The organism is Herbaspirillum rhizosphaerae (genome assembly GCF_001189965.1).
Lineage (GTDB): Bacteria > Pseudomonadota > Gammaproteobacteria > Burkholderiales > Burkholderiaceae_D > Herbaspirillum > Herbaspirillum rhizosphaerae.
The window spans coordinates 296,421-309,852 of record NZ_LFLU01000004.1; the positions used below are offsets into that span (position 1 = coordinate 296,421).

A 13,432-nucleotide genomic window follows, 5' to 3' on the forward strand; every position below is an offset into this window, starting at 1 on the left:
CGACGAACGACTGCAGCGACCTAATGCGCGTGCACATCTTGAGAATCGACAACCTGAGACTGCGCACTCCTGCGCGCCTCGATCGAAGACCTGAGTGAATCGGCAATTGCCTGCCGCAACAAATCCAGGCCTGCACCGGTTTTCGCACTAATAAAAACCCGGTGGATTCTACCATACTCGTCATACTCGACCGCCGGTTCCAGCTCGGCGGCGTCGATCTTGTTCCAGATCAGAATCTGCGGAATATGATCCGCGCCGATCTCTTTGAGCACAAGGTTGACTTGCTCAATCTGCTCCATCCGGACCGGGCTTGCCGCATCGACAACGTGCAGCAGCAGATCGGCGTGAATGGTCTCTTCCAGTGTCGCCCGGAACGCCGCCACCAATTGGTGGGGCAACTCGCGGATAAAACCGACGGTATCCGATATCACGACATGACCGACTTCGCCCAGATAGACGCGGCGCGAGGTCGTGTCGAGAGTGGCGAACAGCTGGTTTGCCGCATACACGCCGGCCTTGGCCATGGCGTTGAATACCGTCGACTTGCCGGCATTGGTGTAGCCGACCAGGGAAACGGAAAATGTATCGTTACGACCGCGTGCGCGGCGTTGCGTCGCATGCTGACGATGCAACTTGTCCAACTGGCCGCGCAAAGCCTTGACCCGGTCGCCGAGCAGGCGACGGTCGGTTTCCAGCTGGGTTTCACCGGGACCGCGCAGGCCGATACCGCCCTTTTGCCGCTCCAAGTGAGTCCAGCCGCGAATCAGGCGTGTCGCCAGATGTTGCAGCTGCGCCAACTCGACCTGAACCTTGCCTTCGTGACTTTTGGCCCGTTGGGCAAAGATATCGAGAATCAGACTGGTGCGATCGAGCACACGCGTCTTCAGCACGCGCTCAAGATTGCGCTGCTGGGCAGGAGACAAAGCGTGATTGAAGATGACAATGTCGAGTTGCAGATCGGCGACGGCGTCAGCGACTTCCTGAGCCTTGCCGGAACCGACAAACAAAGCAGCATCCGGACTGGCGCGCTTGCCCGTAATGGTGGTAACGGGCTCGGCGCCAGCGGACTTTGCCAGCAAAAACAGCTCATCCAGACTAGCGGCAAAATCGCTCTTGCCGAAATCCAGGCCGACTAGCGCGGCACGCATATCAAAATGCACACGGCGTAAAGCCGGCTGAATAAGCCATTATTCCGCTTCTGCCGAATCGAGACTCAAATTGACGGCGCGGGCTGGAACGACGGTGGAAATGGCGTGTTTGTATACCATTTGTGTGACGGTGTTGCGCAGCAGGACGACGTACTGGTCGAACGACTCCACATGACCTTGCAGTTTGATGCCGTTTACCAAATAGATGGAAACGGGGACGTGTTCTTTTCTTAAGGCGTTAAGAAATGGGTCTTGTAACAATTGCCCTTTGTTGCTCATGGCAGCTCCACTGTGTTGTTGTGATTAGGATTTGGAGGCACCTGACAAAATTTCAAGTGCTTTACCAATCTATGCGTTATGAATGTAAACGATTTCCTACCTACCGCCAAGATTTGAAACTACTTATCTTGCCGAATGAAAGGATTCTTGCTCGAGCGGAACTCGATACGGAGTGGAGTGCCAACCAGCGAGAAAGTTTCACGAAAATGCTTTTCGAGATAACGTTTGTAGCTCTCGTCCACGCCTTCAAGCGCATTGCCGTGGATCACCACGACAGGCGGATTCATGCCGCCCTGATGCGCATAGCGCAGTTTCGGACGGATCGATCCCTTGCGGCGCGGTTGCTGATGTTCGACTGCTTCGATCAGTGCACGCGTGAGCTTCGGCGTGGTCAGGTTGGACATCGCTGCAGCATAGGCTGAATCGATGGACTTCATCAGCGGACCGATGCCGGTCGACTTCAGCGCCGAGATGAAATGGAATTTGGCAAACGACAGGAAACTGAGCTTGCGCTCCAGATCCATCTTGATCTCGTCGCGACGATCGCTTTGCAGACCGTCCCACTTGTTGACGCCGACCACCAGCGCACGCCCCGACTCCAGCACGAAGCCGGCGATGTGAGCGTCCTGCTCGGAGATATCCTGCTGCGCATCGAGCAGCAGCAGGACGACGTTGGTTTCCGAGATCGATTGCAGCGTCTTCACGACGGAAAATTTCTCAATCGCTTCGAATACCTTACCGCGGCGACGGATACCCGCCGTGTCGATCAGCGTGTATTGCTTGCCGTCGCGTTCGAATGGAATTTCGATCGAGTCGCGCGTGGTGCCGGGCATGTCGAATGCAATGACGCGCTCTTCGCCGAGCAAGGTATTGACCAGCGTCGACTTGCCCACATTCGGACGACCGACGATGGCGATCTTGACGCCGCGTGCGACATCAACTTCTTCACCGAGATCGGGCCGCTGGGCAACGGCGATATCCAATGCTTCATCGACCAGATCGGCGACGCCGTCGCCATGCGCGGCGGAGATCACGTAAGGATCACCAAGGCCAAGCTCGTAGAAATCGGCAGTCACCGAGGTGTACTTCATGCCTTCGGCCTTGTTGACCACCAGCATGACCGAGCGCCCGGACTTGCGCAGGAAGTCCGTGATGGTCTTGTCGTGCGGGGTCAGCCCCTGGCGACCATCGACGATAAAGATCACGACATCGGCCTCGACCACCGCCTGCTTGGTCTGTTTGGCCATTTCATACATGATGCCCTCTTTGGCGACCGGCTCGAAACCGCCGGTGTCAATCACCAGAAAGGGGCGTTCGCCGACCCGGCCTTCGCCGTAGTGACGATCCCGGGTCAACCCGGGCAAGTCTGCGACCAGCGCATCACGTGAACGGGTGAGCCGATTAAACAATGTCGACTTACCGACATTGGGACGACCAACAAGTGCAATAACCGGCTTCATTAAATATTATTCTGCCGCCAAGGCGACCAGTGTTCCTGCTTGAGTTTGAAAAACGACGTTTTGCCCAACGGCAATCGGCGTCACTTGAATCGGGCTGCCGTCAGTGCTTGTACGTGCGACGAATGAACCATCGTCACGCGACAAGAAATGGATGTAACCCTGATAATCGCCCACTGCGACCGCTTTGCCAACAGCAATCGGCGCGGACAGACGGCGATAAGACAATTTGGTGTTGTGCCACATGGACGCACCGGTATCGCGGGCAAATTCGGTCACGCCGCCCTTGTCATCTGCGGAGAAGACGTAACGGTCATCCAGCGTCACGCCGGAGTCGCTCGAAAATTCCTTGCCCCAGCGCACGTTGCCGTTGCCGACATCGAAGCAGCCGATACGGCCCTGATACGCCACGGCGCACACGTCACGGACACCCAGTGCAGGCACGCCGGACACATCGGCGATGCGTTCGAGTTCCGTCGTACCGCGCGGATCGCCGACGGCGACTTCCCAACGCGGACCGCCGTTATTCAATGCCAGCGCCGACAAACGGCCGCCCGGCAAGGCGACGTAGGCGCTCTGCGAATCGAGCACAATACCCGGCGCCGTGCGCAGCGTCAGCGACGGCAGCGGACGCAGGATGCTCCAGCGACGCGCGCCGCTTTCCGCGTCAAACGCGGTAATACGGTTATCGATGCTGCGCACCACCACCAGACCGTAGCCTACTGCAGGCGCCGACAGCACTTCGGTTGGCGCCGACGCCTTCCACAGCGACTTGCCGCTGGCGTCAAAGGCCTGAACAACGCCCTTCTCGCCGACAACTGCAACCGTGGTGCCGTCGCTGCCGACACCGGCAGTCAGCGAACCTGCGCTGATGCGCCACATGGTCTGCCCGGTCGCCGCGTTCAGGCGTGTGACCGTGCCGTCGGCGCCTGCTGCAAACACGCTGTCAGCCGCATACACCGGGCTGAACACGAAATTGCCGGCTTTGCCGACCGAAGCAGTCCAGACGGTCTTGGTGCGCAAGGTTTGCTTGAACTCAAGCAATGCCGCCGGCGGATTCACTTCCTTCTTGCTGGAAAACAGCGAGCAGCCCGACAACAAAGCAACTGCAGCCAGCGCGCTCAGCTTGACAGCCAACGAACCTGCACGCAGGGAAACGACTTGTGACTCACGACGCATATTGTTTTTCCTCTTACCGAATTTCACGATGTTGGAGTGCGGTTATGGCGATGATCAGGCCGCAGCCTTGGCCGGGGCGCCGCCGATGGCGTCGAGCTTCAACTGAATCAGTTGGCGGCCCGGGCTGCGCTGGTCTGTTTTGTCCAGCGCCAGCTGGTAAGCCGCACGCGCGTCATCGCGCTTGTCTTGCGCCACCAGGATGTCGCCCTTGCGATCGGCGACGGCGCCGGCAAACTGTGCGGGGAAATCGCCTGACAGCAGTTTGAGCGCATCGTCGTAGGCCTTGGCGTCAAGCAGCACGCCGGCCAGGCGGATCGACGCGATCGCCTTGTATTCTGCATCGCGGCCGTGATCGATCACCCATTGCAGCTGCTTCTTGGCGGTTTCGCTGTCATTGGCGTCGAATGCAACCTTGGCGGACACCAGCGCGCTCATCTGCGCATAGGCGGTACCGCTGAATTTTTCCTGCATGTCGGTTGCTGCGCGCAATACCTTGGCATTGTCCTTGGCTTCGACGGCGCGTTGCTGCTCGTCGTACAGCTGCGACGCCTGCTGGGATTGCTTGTTCTGATAAATATTCCAGCCGCTCCAGGCTGCATAGGCTGCCAGTGCGATGATCAATACCCAGGTCAGAAGATTGCCGTACTTGCTCCACCACGCCTTGATGGAAGCCAACTGTTCTTGTTCTTCGAGATCGTATGCCATGAAATATGTCTAAAAATTAAGGGTGATAATGAACGTGGTCGTGATCATGGTCGTGGTCGCCGACGATCTGGTCCACCACATAGTCGGGCACGCCGTCGAATGGAATCGTGACCTGCTGGCTGCTTTCGCCTTCTTCCGCGCGCAGGCTCTTGACCGTTGCCGTCGCATTTGCCATTTCATCTTCGCCGATGATGACTGCAAACGCTGCACCGCTGGCGTCGGCCTTCTTCATTTGCGACTTGAAGCTGCCGCCGGCGCTCGCCGATGCGCAATGTAGCACAACATCCAGCCCGGCACCGCGCAATCTTTCCGCCATGACAAAGGATTGCAATTGCGCAGCCTCGCCCTGATGGACCAGATAGACGTCGCATTGGTTCGGCGCATATTGCTCGCCGCTGGCCTTCATCAGCTCCAGCAAACGCTCGACGCCCATGGCAAAACCGCAGGCCGGCGTCGGCTTGCCGCCGAACATTTCGATCAACGGATCATAACGACCGCCGCCGCAAACGGTGCCTTGCGAGCCGAGCTGGTCGGTGACCCATTCGAACACGGTGCGGTTGTAATAATCCATGCCGCGCACCAGGCGCGGATTGATGGTAAACGGAATGTTGTTGTGGTTCAGGATCTTTTGCACGCCTTCGAAATGCGCGCGCGACTCTTCGCCCAGATAGTCCAGCAACTTGGGCGCCGCATTGACCATGTCTTGCATGGTCGGATTCTTGGTATCCAGAATGCGCAGCGGATTCGAATGCAGACGGCGCTGCGCGTCCGTATCGAGCAGCTCTTTGTGCTGTTCGAAATAGGCGATCAGATCGGTGCGATGCTTGCTGCGTTCTTCGGCGTTGCCAATGGAATTGAGTTCGAGGCGAATGTCTTCCAGACCCAGATCGTCCCACAGGCGCTGACACATCATGATCAGCTCGGCATCGATGTCCGGGCCGGTGAAGCCCAGCGCTTCGGCTCCCACCTGATGGAACTGACGATAACGGCCGCGCTGCGGACGCTCGTGACGGAACATCGGGCCTGCGTACCAGAGACGCTTGGGACCGTCGTACGTCAGGTTGTGCTCAAGCGCCGCGCGCACCACGCTGGCGGTGTTTTCCGGACGCAGCGTCAGGTTGTCGCCATTCATCGAATCGGTGAAGGAATACATTTCCTTCTCGACGATATCCGTGACTTCGCCCAGGCCGCGCGAGAACAAGGCGGTAGGCTCAACGATGGGCGTGCGGATCTGCTGGAAGCCGTAGCTCTTCAACACCGAATGCACGGTATTCTCAAACAATTCCCACAACGGCGCGTCGGCAGGAAGAATGTCGTTCATTCCTTTGACGCCAACGATTTTTTCGATTTTCTTGTTTTCAGACATGCTTGTATTCAGTAAAGGTTATGTCGTCCGCAACGCCCGGGCGAGCACGGGATGCCGGCGATCAGCGCGACCTCAGGCCGCGGTTTGTTTGCTGTAATGCGATTGCACGTATTCCAGGACGATGGACTGGAATTCTTCTGCGATATGATCGCCGCGCAGCGTCATGCGCTTCTCGCCGTCGATAAAGACCGGCGCCGCAGGAGATTCGCCGGTTCCCGGCAGGCTGATGCCGATGTTTGCATGCTTGGATTCGCCGGGGCCGTTGACGATACAGCCCATCACCGCGACGTTCATGCTTTCGACGCCGGGGTAGACGCCCTTCCATAGCGGCATCTGCTCGCGCAGGTAGGTCTGGATCTTGTCTGCCAGATCCTGGAACACCGTCGACGTGGTCCGGCCGCAGCCGGGACAAGCGATCACCATCGGCGTGAACTTGCGCAAGCCCATGGTCTGCAGGATTTCCTGGCCGACAATGACTTCGCGGGTACGGTCGCCGCCCGGCTCCGGCGTCAGCGAAATGCGGATGGTGTCGCCGATGCCTTCCTGCAGCAACACCGACAAGGCCGCCGTCGAAGCGACGATGCCCTTGCTGCCCATGCCGGCTTCGGTCAGCCCCAGATGCAAGGGGTAATCGCAACGACGCGCCAGTTCGCGATACACCGCGATCAGGTCCTGCACGCCGGAAACCTTGCAGGACAAAATGATCTTGTTGCCGTCCATGCCGAGTTCTTCGGCGCGCTGGGCATTTTCAATTGCCGATGTCACCAGCGCCTCATACATCACCGCCTGCGCCGGCCAGGGTTCTTTGCGCTGGGCGTTTTCGTCCATGATGCGCGCCAGCAGCGCCTGGTCGAGACTGCCCCAGTTGACGCCGATGCGCACCGGCTTGTCGTAGCGGCAGGCGACTTCGATCATCTGCGCAAACTGGGTGTCGCGCTTGGCGCCCTTGCCCACATTGCCCGGATTGATACGGTACTTCGACAGCGCCTGCGCGCAATCGGGATAGTCGTTCAACAGCGTATGGCCGTTGTAGTGGAAGTCGCCGACCAGCGGCACATCCACGCCCATGCGATCCAGCTGCTCGCGAATCGCCGGCACGGCAGCTGCGGCCTCCGGCGAATTGACGGTAATACGCACCACTTCCGAACCCGCACGCGCGAGATCCTTGATCTGGATCGCCGTGCCGATGGCGTCGGCGGTATCGGTGTTGGTCATCGACTGCACCATCACCGGTGCGCCGCCGCCCACGATGACTTGCCGCTCACCGTAGCTGATGACGGTGCGACGGCGCTGGCGGCGAGCCAGCGGACCAGATGCAATCGGAAAAGATGAAGATGACATACGTGTTTATTTCAAACTCAGACGAGCTACATTATTGCCGGTCGCCTGCAAATCCAGCTTGGAACCACGCAAGCTGGCGTCAACGCCGGCAGCATTGCCGATCACCAGCGTTACCGGCTCCGTGATATCGAACGACTCCGAAGTGCCTGCCTTCAGCAGACGGGAAATTATGGTCGTCTTGTCGTTGCGGCGAATCTCGACCCATGAATCCTCGCGGAAAGTCAGTCGCAGCAAATCCTTGCTGTTGCTGATATTCAGCCCGCCCGTGACGGGAGACGCCGGATTCACCGGCGCCGATGCGACGGTCGCTGCAGGCTTTTCTGCAGGCGCAGTTTCAGGCTGAGGCGCGGGCGTCGAAACAACGCTGGCCACGCGCTCGGACACATTCGTGATCGCCGAGCTGGTCGCGCTTGCCGCACTTGTTACTGCCGACTCAACCTTTTCCAGTTTGCTCTTGTCCGATCCATCCTGGACTTCGGGAGGCAGATCCTGTGTTTCTGCCGCCTGCACCGGCGCTTGCGACTCTTCCGTCGCAGCGGTCTTGCTGGCGGCTGATTTCAGCCAGGCCATCTGCGGCACGCCGCTCAACAGATCCGTTTCGTGGATAGCGATTGCCGCCCCCGCCAGAATGACCACCAAAATGCCGCCCACGATCAATCCAGGCGATATTGCGCTGCGATTTCCCAGCGGCAGCGGCGACTCCGAAAACGGCGTCGACAAGGTGCGTTGCGGCACGATCGGTTCGTTACGGGCAGGACCTTCCTGCGGCAACATCGCTACCAGGGCATTGGCATCCAGCCCCAGCAGCTTGGCGTAGGCGCGTACAAAACCCCGCACGATGACCGCGCCCGGCAACGCGGCATAGTTATCGGCTTCAAGCGCGATCACTTGCCGGGTTGCAAACTTCAGCTGGCTGGCAGCATGTTCTACAGACCAGCCTTTGGCCTGGCGTTGTGCCGCCAATAGCGCGCCGGGTAATGCGACCTGCTTTACCTCTTCTGTTCCCGATACGAATTCGGGGACGGGCGCTTCATTTCCCTGCTGATCACTCATCAAATGCTCCACGTTGATAAGCCGCGTATTCTGACGAAGACGGATAGCGGCGGCGCAACTGCACCGCCAGATCATTTTCGGCTGATTGATTGCCTAGTTTACGTTCAATCTTGATGGCAAGCCATAGTGCTTGAACATCCAGGACATTATTCTTTGCTGCGAGACCGATATGAAAGCGAGCGCGCTCGAACTCATTCCGGTCGAAATACAGCCTGGTCAGATTCACATTCGTCGCAAGACTGGCAGGCTCGTACTGAAATGCCCGCGCAAAATAGCGCTCTGCAGCCTGCGCATCCTGCAATTTCATACTGCAGGCGCCGGCATTGGCAAGCGCCTTGCCGGGAGACTGGTAGGAACGGTTGCCGATTGCCGATTCAAAAAATGGCATCGCTTCGGCGGCACGGTCGTCATTGCACAAGAACCAGCCGTAGTTGTTGGCGAAGTCCGGATTACCCGGCGCCAGCTTCAGCGCCCGCAAAAAATCGCTCTCCGCCAGCTGGCCCTGCCCCATTTCCATGTAAGCCAGCGCTCTCACGCTATAGGCGTCGGCGAGATCGGGAAGCGCCTGCAAGGCCAACCCGGCCTCATCCACCGCCACGCCGAACTGACGCTGCTCGTAGTAGCCGATCGCCAGTTGCAGGCGGATGTCCGCGCGCGTTTGCGCATCGGCGCGCACCGCGACGCGAGGAAGACTGGGAACAGAATTATCCGGAGCGGCAGCCGCAGCCATGTCCGATTTGGAGGAAGCACATCCGGTCAGCAGCAAAGCAGGCGCCAGCGCAAACGCCACAAGGCTTTTCTGCCAGCTTCTCCTCACCCGGATATCTCCACGATGCGGCCGAAATCCTTGCCGAATTTTTGCTGGTATTCGGTCATCTTTTGCATGCGCTCCTGCACGCGCGTACGATCCTTCACCTCGCCGGCCAGTTGGCCGCACGCCGCGTCGATATCGTCGCCGCGCGTCTTGCGGATGGTCGTCACAATGCCGGCATCCATCAGAATCTGGGCAAACGCCTTGATCCGCGGATTATGCGAACGCTTCAAGCCCGACTCGGGGAAAGGATTGAAAGGAATCAGATTGAATTTGCACGGCACGGCAGCCTTGCTGTCGCCCCCGCCCTGCACCAGCGCAACCAGTTCGCGCGCGTGCGCGTCGCTGTCGTTGACGCCGTCCAGCATGCAGTATTCAAAGGTAACGAAATCACGCGGCGCGAATTCCAGATAGCGTTTGCAGGCAGCCATCAGTTCGTGCAGCGGATATTTTTTATTCAGGGGAATCAGACCGTCGCGCAAGGTATCGTTCGATGCGTGCAGCGACACTGCCAGGGCCACAGGGCATTCCTGCGACAGCTTGTCGATCATCGGCACCACGCCGCTGGTCGACAATGTCACGCGGCGGCGCGACAGACCGTAGGCGTTGTCGTCGAGCATCAGCTTCAGCGCGGTAACGGTAGGTTCGAAATTCAGCAAAGGCTCGCCCATGCCCATCATCACCACATTGGTGATCTGGCGCTCGCCTTTCGGGCCGGCCTCGACGCCTTTGGTCTTGCGCAGCTCAAACTCGGCCATCCAGAGCTGGCCGATGATTTCGCCCACGCTCAGGTTGCGGTTGAAGCCCTGCTTGCCGGTCGAGCAGAAACGGCAGTTCACCGCACAGCCGGCCTGGGTCGAAATACACAGGGTGCCGCGGTTTTCTTCGGGAATGAATACGGTTTCAACGGCATTGCCGTTGCCGACGTCCACCAGCCATTTGCGGGTGCCATCGGTAGAAGTGTGATCACTGATGATGGCCGGCGCAGCGACGAACGCGCGCGTGGACAGCTTTTCACGCAGTGATTTGGCGAGATCTGTCATCTCGGCAAAATCGGCCACACCGTACTGGTGTATCCAACGTTGCAATTGTTTGGCGCGAAACGGCTTCTCACCCAACTCGCCACAGTAAGCGACGAGTTGCGCGGGATCCAGATCCAGCAGATTGGTGAGAGCTGTTGTCATGACATGTACCACTTTTCGTTAACCTTGATGCATAGATCGCTAAACATCAAGGACAACTTGCTGCAAATTAACGCGAGTAGATGTTCAGCGCCGGGAAGAAATACGAGATTTCAACCTTGGCTGTTTCTGCTGCGTCGGAACCGTGTACTGCGTTGGCATCGATGGAATCAGCGAAATCGGCGCGGATTGTGCCTTTTTCTGCCTTCTTCGGATCGGTTGCGCCCATCAGGTCGCGGTGCTTCAGGATGGCATTTTCGCCTTCCAGGGCTTGCACGATCACAGGACCGGAGACCATGAAGTCAACCAGATCCTTGAAGAAAGGACGCTCGCGGTGAACCGCGTAGAAACCTTCAGCTTCCGCACGCGACAAGTGAATCATGCGCGCAGCGATAATTTTCAGGCCGGCGTTTTCGAAACGGGAATAAATCTGACCGATCACGTTTTTCGCAACTGCGTCCGGTTTGATAATCGACAGGGTGCGTTCAATTGCCATGTGTAAAAACTCCAATAAAAAGAAAGGGTTAAGCCGTTAATCAACAATTCAATCAACCTTTGATTCTAGCACGAAAAGGCCATTTATCAGCCTAATTTGCTGCAAAGCATGACATTTTGACAAATACAAGAGAAAATCCCTCATCGAACTTCGCGACCCGGAACATGTCCTACACAGGACTGTCGTGCTATGCTTGGTTCGCATTTATCGCAACTGGAGGAAGAATGAGTCAATACCCACAAAACGCATTTGAAACTGTCAGCACCGGCGCCGTCGTACGCAACCGCGTGCTGCGCAACACTTACTGGCTACTCGCATTGTCCATGATCCCGACCGTACTGGGTGCATGGCTGGGCGTGCAGATGCATTTCAGCATGTTCGCCGGCAGCCCGATGATCGGTTTCGTCGTGTTCATGGCGGTGGCATTCGGTTTCTTCTATGCAATCGAAAAAACCAAGAATTCCGGCCTGGGCGTCGCCGTGCTGCTCGGCTTCACCTTCTTCATGGGCCTGATGCTGTCGCGCCTGATCGAATACACGCTGGGATTTTCCAACGGCGGTACGCTGATCATGACGGCATTTGGCGGAACAGCGCTGATTTTCGGCGTGATGGCAACGGTCGCCACGGTATCCAAGCGCGATTTCTCGGGCATGAGCAAATGGCTGTTTGCCGGCCTGCTGGTGATCGTCGTGGCGTCGCTGGCAAATATTTTCCTGCAAATGCCGGCGCTGCAACTGACGATTTCCGTGGTGGCCATCGCGATCTTCTCTGCCTACATTCTGTTTGACGTGCAGCAAGTGATCAACGGCGGCGAAACCAATTACATCTCGGCAACACTGCGTATTTATCTGGACGTGTACAACGTGTTCGTCAACCTGCTGTCGATTCTCGGCATCTTTGGCGGCAACCGCGACTGATCTCGATTGACGCCCAATAAAAAGCCGACCTCCTGGTCGGCTTTTTTACGTCTTTCGTTCAGTCAGGCGACGAATCGATTCACTCATCCAGATCGAAAACCGCCATCGATTCCACGTGCGCCGTATGCGGGAACATGTTGACCACGCCGGCCAGCTTCAGACGGTAGCCACCGCCATTCACCAGCTCGCCGGAGTCCCGCGCCAGCGTCGCCGGATTGCATGACACGTATACGATCCGCTTGGGTTTCAGATGAGCGTGCTGCTCGCCAAGACCGGCGATCGCCTTGCATACTTCCAGCGCGCCTTCGCGTGGCGGATCGATCAGCATGCGATCGAACTTGCCCAAGGCGACGAAATCTTCCGTCGTCGCTTCGAACAGATTGCGGCAATAAAACGAGGTCTTTTCAGCGACATTGTTGACCTTGGCGTTGTCAGCCGCACGCTCCGTCAGCGCAGTGCTTCCCTCGATACCGACCACCTCTTTCGCCATCGTGGCAATCGGCAAAGTGAAGTTGCCCAGGCCGCAGAACAAGTCGGCGACGCGGTCTTCCGGCTGCGCATCCAGCAGGCGCAGAGCCCGCGCTACCAGCACGCGATTGATCTGGTGATTGACCTGCGTGAAATCGGTCGGCTTGAACGGCATGCGAATACCGAACTCGGGCAAGGTGTAATGCAGATTCGACTGCGGCGGATAGTACGGATAAGCGGTATCAGGCCCCTTGGGCTGCAACCACCATTCGACCTTGTATTCGTCGGCGAAGGCCTTCAGCTTGACTTCATCATCGGCGCTCGGCGGCTCCATCACGCGCAGCACCATCACGGTCGTTTTCTGGCCGTCGTCTCCTTCGCCGATCGCCAGCTCGATTTGCGGCAGGCGCTCAATGATGGATAGCGAACCGATCAGATGGCGCAGCGGCACCAGCATCGCGGAAACATGCGGCGGCAGGATTTCACAGGTTTTCATGTCGCTCACGAAGGGCGATTTTTTTTCATGAAAACCAACCAGCACGGTGCCTTTCTTGACCACGTTCTTGACCGAAATCCGGGCACGATAACGGTAACCCCAGGTCGGCCCGTAAATCGGACGCAACATGGTCTCGGCCTTGAGCTTGCTGAGATGCCAGAGATTGTCTTCCAGCACGCGCTGCTTCATGGCGACCTGCGCGGAAGGCTCCAGATGCTGCATGGCGCAGCCGCCGCAGATGCCGAAATAGTCGCATTGCGGCTTGACGCGCAACGAGGATTCGCGATGCAAGGCCGTCATCGTGGCGGCTTCCCACTTCGGCTTCTTGCGATAAGAGTGGAAGCTGACCTGCTCTCCCGGCAACGCGCCTTCGACGAACACGACTTTGCCTTGGGTGCCATCTTCGTTCGCCAGATGGCCGACGCCGCGCCCATCCATGTCGAGGGCTTTGATATCGATAATATTTTGCTGCATAGAAACTATAGATGCGGCCGCCGTCGCAGCCGAAAAAACTAAAACCGCTATTGTCGGCGAT

13 protein-coding genes are annotated in these 13,432 nt (G+C 58.0%); 1 reads left to right on the top strand and 12 read right to left on the bottom strand.

Annotated features, from left to right (window positions below):
• Positions 1-20 precede the first annotated feature (20 nt).
• The 11 genes from hflX to ndk all read right to left on the bottom strand — a co-directional run bounded on the left by hflX (position 21) and on the right by ndk (position 11,016).
• Positions 21-1,148 (bottom strand): GTPase HflX, encoded by a 1,128-nt coding sequence (hflX, locus tag AKL25_RS08605; RefSeq protein ID WP_050477305.1) that lies wholly within the window; start codon positions 1,146-1,148, stop codon positions 21-23.
• A gap of 39 nt (positions 1,149-1,187) precedes the next feature.
• The gene (gene hfq, locus AKL25_RS08610; RefSeq protein WP_034297704.1) at positions 1,188-1,427 is read right to left on the bottom strand and encodes an RNA chaperone Hfq; all 240 of its coding nucleotides are present in this window, start codon (positions 1,425-1,427) and stop codon (positions 1,188-1,190) included.
• Between the two features lie 119 nt (positions 1,428-1,546).
• The gene (gene der, locus AKL25_RS08615; protein WP_050477225.1) at positions 1,547-2,887 is read right to left on the bottom strand and encodes a ribosome biogenesis GTPase Der; all 1,341 of its coding nucleotides are present in this window, start codon (positions 2,885-2,887) and stop codon (positions 1,547-1,549) included.
• Between the two features lie 6 nt (positions 2,888-2,893).
• Positions 2,894-4,063, bottom strand: a complete 1,170-nt coding sequence (gene bamB, locus AKL25_RS08620) for an outer membrane protein assembly factor BamB (protein ID WP_050477226.1) — start codon at positions 4,061-4,063, stop codon at positions 2,894-2,896.
• A 54-nt stretch (positions 4,064-4,117) separates the two neighbouring features.
• Positions 4,118-4,768: a YfgM family protein gene (locus tag AKL25_RS08625; RefSeq protein ID WP_050477227.1), complete on the bottom strand. Its 651-nt coding sequence runs from the start codon at positions 4,766-4,768 to the stop codon at positions 4,118-4,120.
• A 16-nt stretch (positions 4,769-4,784) separates the two neighbouring features.
• Positions 4,785-6,134, bottom strand: coding sequence for a histidine--tRNA ligase (gene hisS / locus AKL25_RS08630; protein ID WP_050477228.1), 1,350 nt, complete (start codon positions 6,132-6,134; stop codon positions 4,785-4,787).
• Between the two features lie 72 nt (positions 6,135-6,206).
• Positions 6,207-7,475, bottom strand: coding sequence for a flavodoxin-dependent (E)-4-hydroxy-3-methylbut-2-enyl-diphosphate synthase (gene ispG / locus AKL25_RS08635; RefSeq protein ID WP_050477229.1), 1,269 nt, complete (start codon positions 7,473-7,475; stop codon positions 6,207-6,209).
• 6 nt (positions 7,476-7,481) lie between these two features.
• Entirely contained in the window at positions 7,482-8,528 is a 1,047-nt protein-coding gene (locus AKL25_RS08640; RefSeq protein ID WP_050477230.1) for a RodZ domain-containing protein, read from the bottom strand.
• Entirely contained in the window at positions 8,521-9,345 is an 825-nt protein-coding gene (gene pilW / locus AKL25_RS08645; RefSeq protein ID WP_050477231.1) for a type IV pilus biogenesis/stability protein PilW, read from the bottom strand. The genes AKL25_RS08640 and pilW overlap by 8 nt, the downstream gene beginning before the upstream one ends.
• Positions 9,342-10,523, bottom strand: coding sequence for a dual-specificity RNA methyltransferase RlmN (rlmN, locus tag AKL25_RS08650; RefSeq protein WP_050477232.1), 1,182 nt, complete (start codon positions 10,521-10,523; stop codon positions 9,342-9,344). The genes pilW and rlmN overlap by 4 nt, the downstream gene beginning before the upstream one ends.
• A gap of 67 nt (positions 10,524-10,590) precedes the next feature.
• Positions 10,591-11,016: a nucleoside-diphosphate kinase gene (ndk, locus tag AKL25_RS08655; protein WP_007877268.1), complete on the bottom strand. Its 426-nt coding sequence runs from the start codon at positions 11,014-11,016 to the stop codon at positions 10,591-10,593.
• Positions 11,017-11,240: 224 nt separating this feature from the next.
• Between ndk and AKL25_RS08660 the strand changes: the two genes are divergently transcribed.
• Entirely contained in the window at positions 11,241-11,933 is a 693-nt protein-coding gene (locus tag AKL25_RS08660) for a Bax inhibitor-1/YccA family protein (protein ID WP_050477233.1), read from the top strand.
• A 79-nt stretch (positions 11,934-12,012) separates the two neighbouring features.
• Here the strand turns inward: AKL25_RS08660 and rlmD are convergent, their stop codons facing one another.
• Positions 12,013-13,371: a 23S rRNA (uracil(1939)-C(5))-methyltransferase RlmD gene (gene rlmD / locus AKL25_RS08665; protein ID WP_050477234.1), complete on the bottom strand. Its 1,359-nt coding sequence runs from the start codon at positions 13,369-13,371 to the stop codon at positions 12,013-12,015.
• Between the last annotated feature and the right edge of the window lie 61 nt (positions 13,372-13,432).

What these genes read in the sequence shown, in the direction of transcription:
- rlmN (WP_050477232.1), bottom strand. Translation starts at nt 10,523, where the DNA reads ATGACAACAGCTCTCACCAATCTGCTGGATCTGGATCCCGCGCAACTC.
- hfq (WP_034297704.1), bottom strand. Translation starts at nt 1,427, where the DNA reads ATGAGCAACAAAGGGCAATTGTTACAAGACCCATTTCTTAACGCCTTA.
- ispG (WP_050477229.1), bottom strand. Translation starts at nt 7,475, where the DNA reads ATGTCATCTTCATCTTTTCCGATTGCATCTGGTCCGCTGGCTCGCCGC.
- rlmD (WP_050477234.1), bottom strand. Translation starts at nt 13,371, where the DNA reads ATGCAGCAAAATATTATCGATATCAAAGCCCTCGACATGGATGGGCGC.
- AKL25_RS08640 (WP_050477230.1), bottom strand. Translation starts at nt 8,528, where the DNA reads ATGAGTGATCAGCAGGGAAATGAAGCGCCCGTCCCCGAATTCGTATCG.
- der (WP_050477225.1), bottom strand. Translation starts at nt 2,887, where the DNA reads ATGAAGCCGGTTATTGCACTTGTTGGTCGTCCCAATGTCGGTAAGTCG.
- AKL25_RS08660 (WP_050477233.1), top strand. Translation starts at nt 11,241, where the DNA reads ATGAGTCAATACCCACAAAACGCATTTGAAACTGTCAGCACCGGCGCC.
- hisS (WP_050477228.1), bottom strand. Translation starts at nt 6,134, where the DNA reads ATGTCTGAAAACAAGAAAATCGAAAAAATCGTTGGCGTCAAAGGAATG.
- hflX (WP_050477305.1), bottom strand. Translation starts at nt 1,148, where the DNA reads ATGCGTGCCGCGCTAGTCGGCCTGGATTTCGGCAAGAGCGATTTTGCC.
- ndk (WP_007877268.1), bottom strand. Translation starts at nt 11,016, where the DNA reads ATGGCAATTGAACGCACCCTGTCGATTATCAAACCGGACGCAGTTGCG.
- bamB (WP_050477226.1), bottom strand. Translation starts at nt 4,063, where the DNA reads ATGCGTCGTGAGTCACAAGTCGTTTCCCTGCGTGCAGGTTCGTTGGCT.
- AKL25_RS08625 (WP_050477227.1), bottom strand. Translation starts at nt 4,768, where the DNA reads ATGGCATACGATCTCGAAGAACAAGAACAGTTGGCTTCCATCAAGGCG.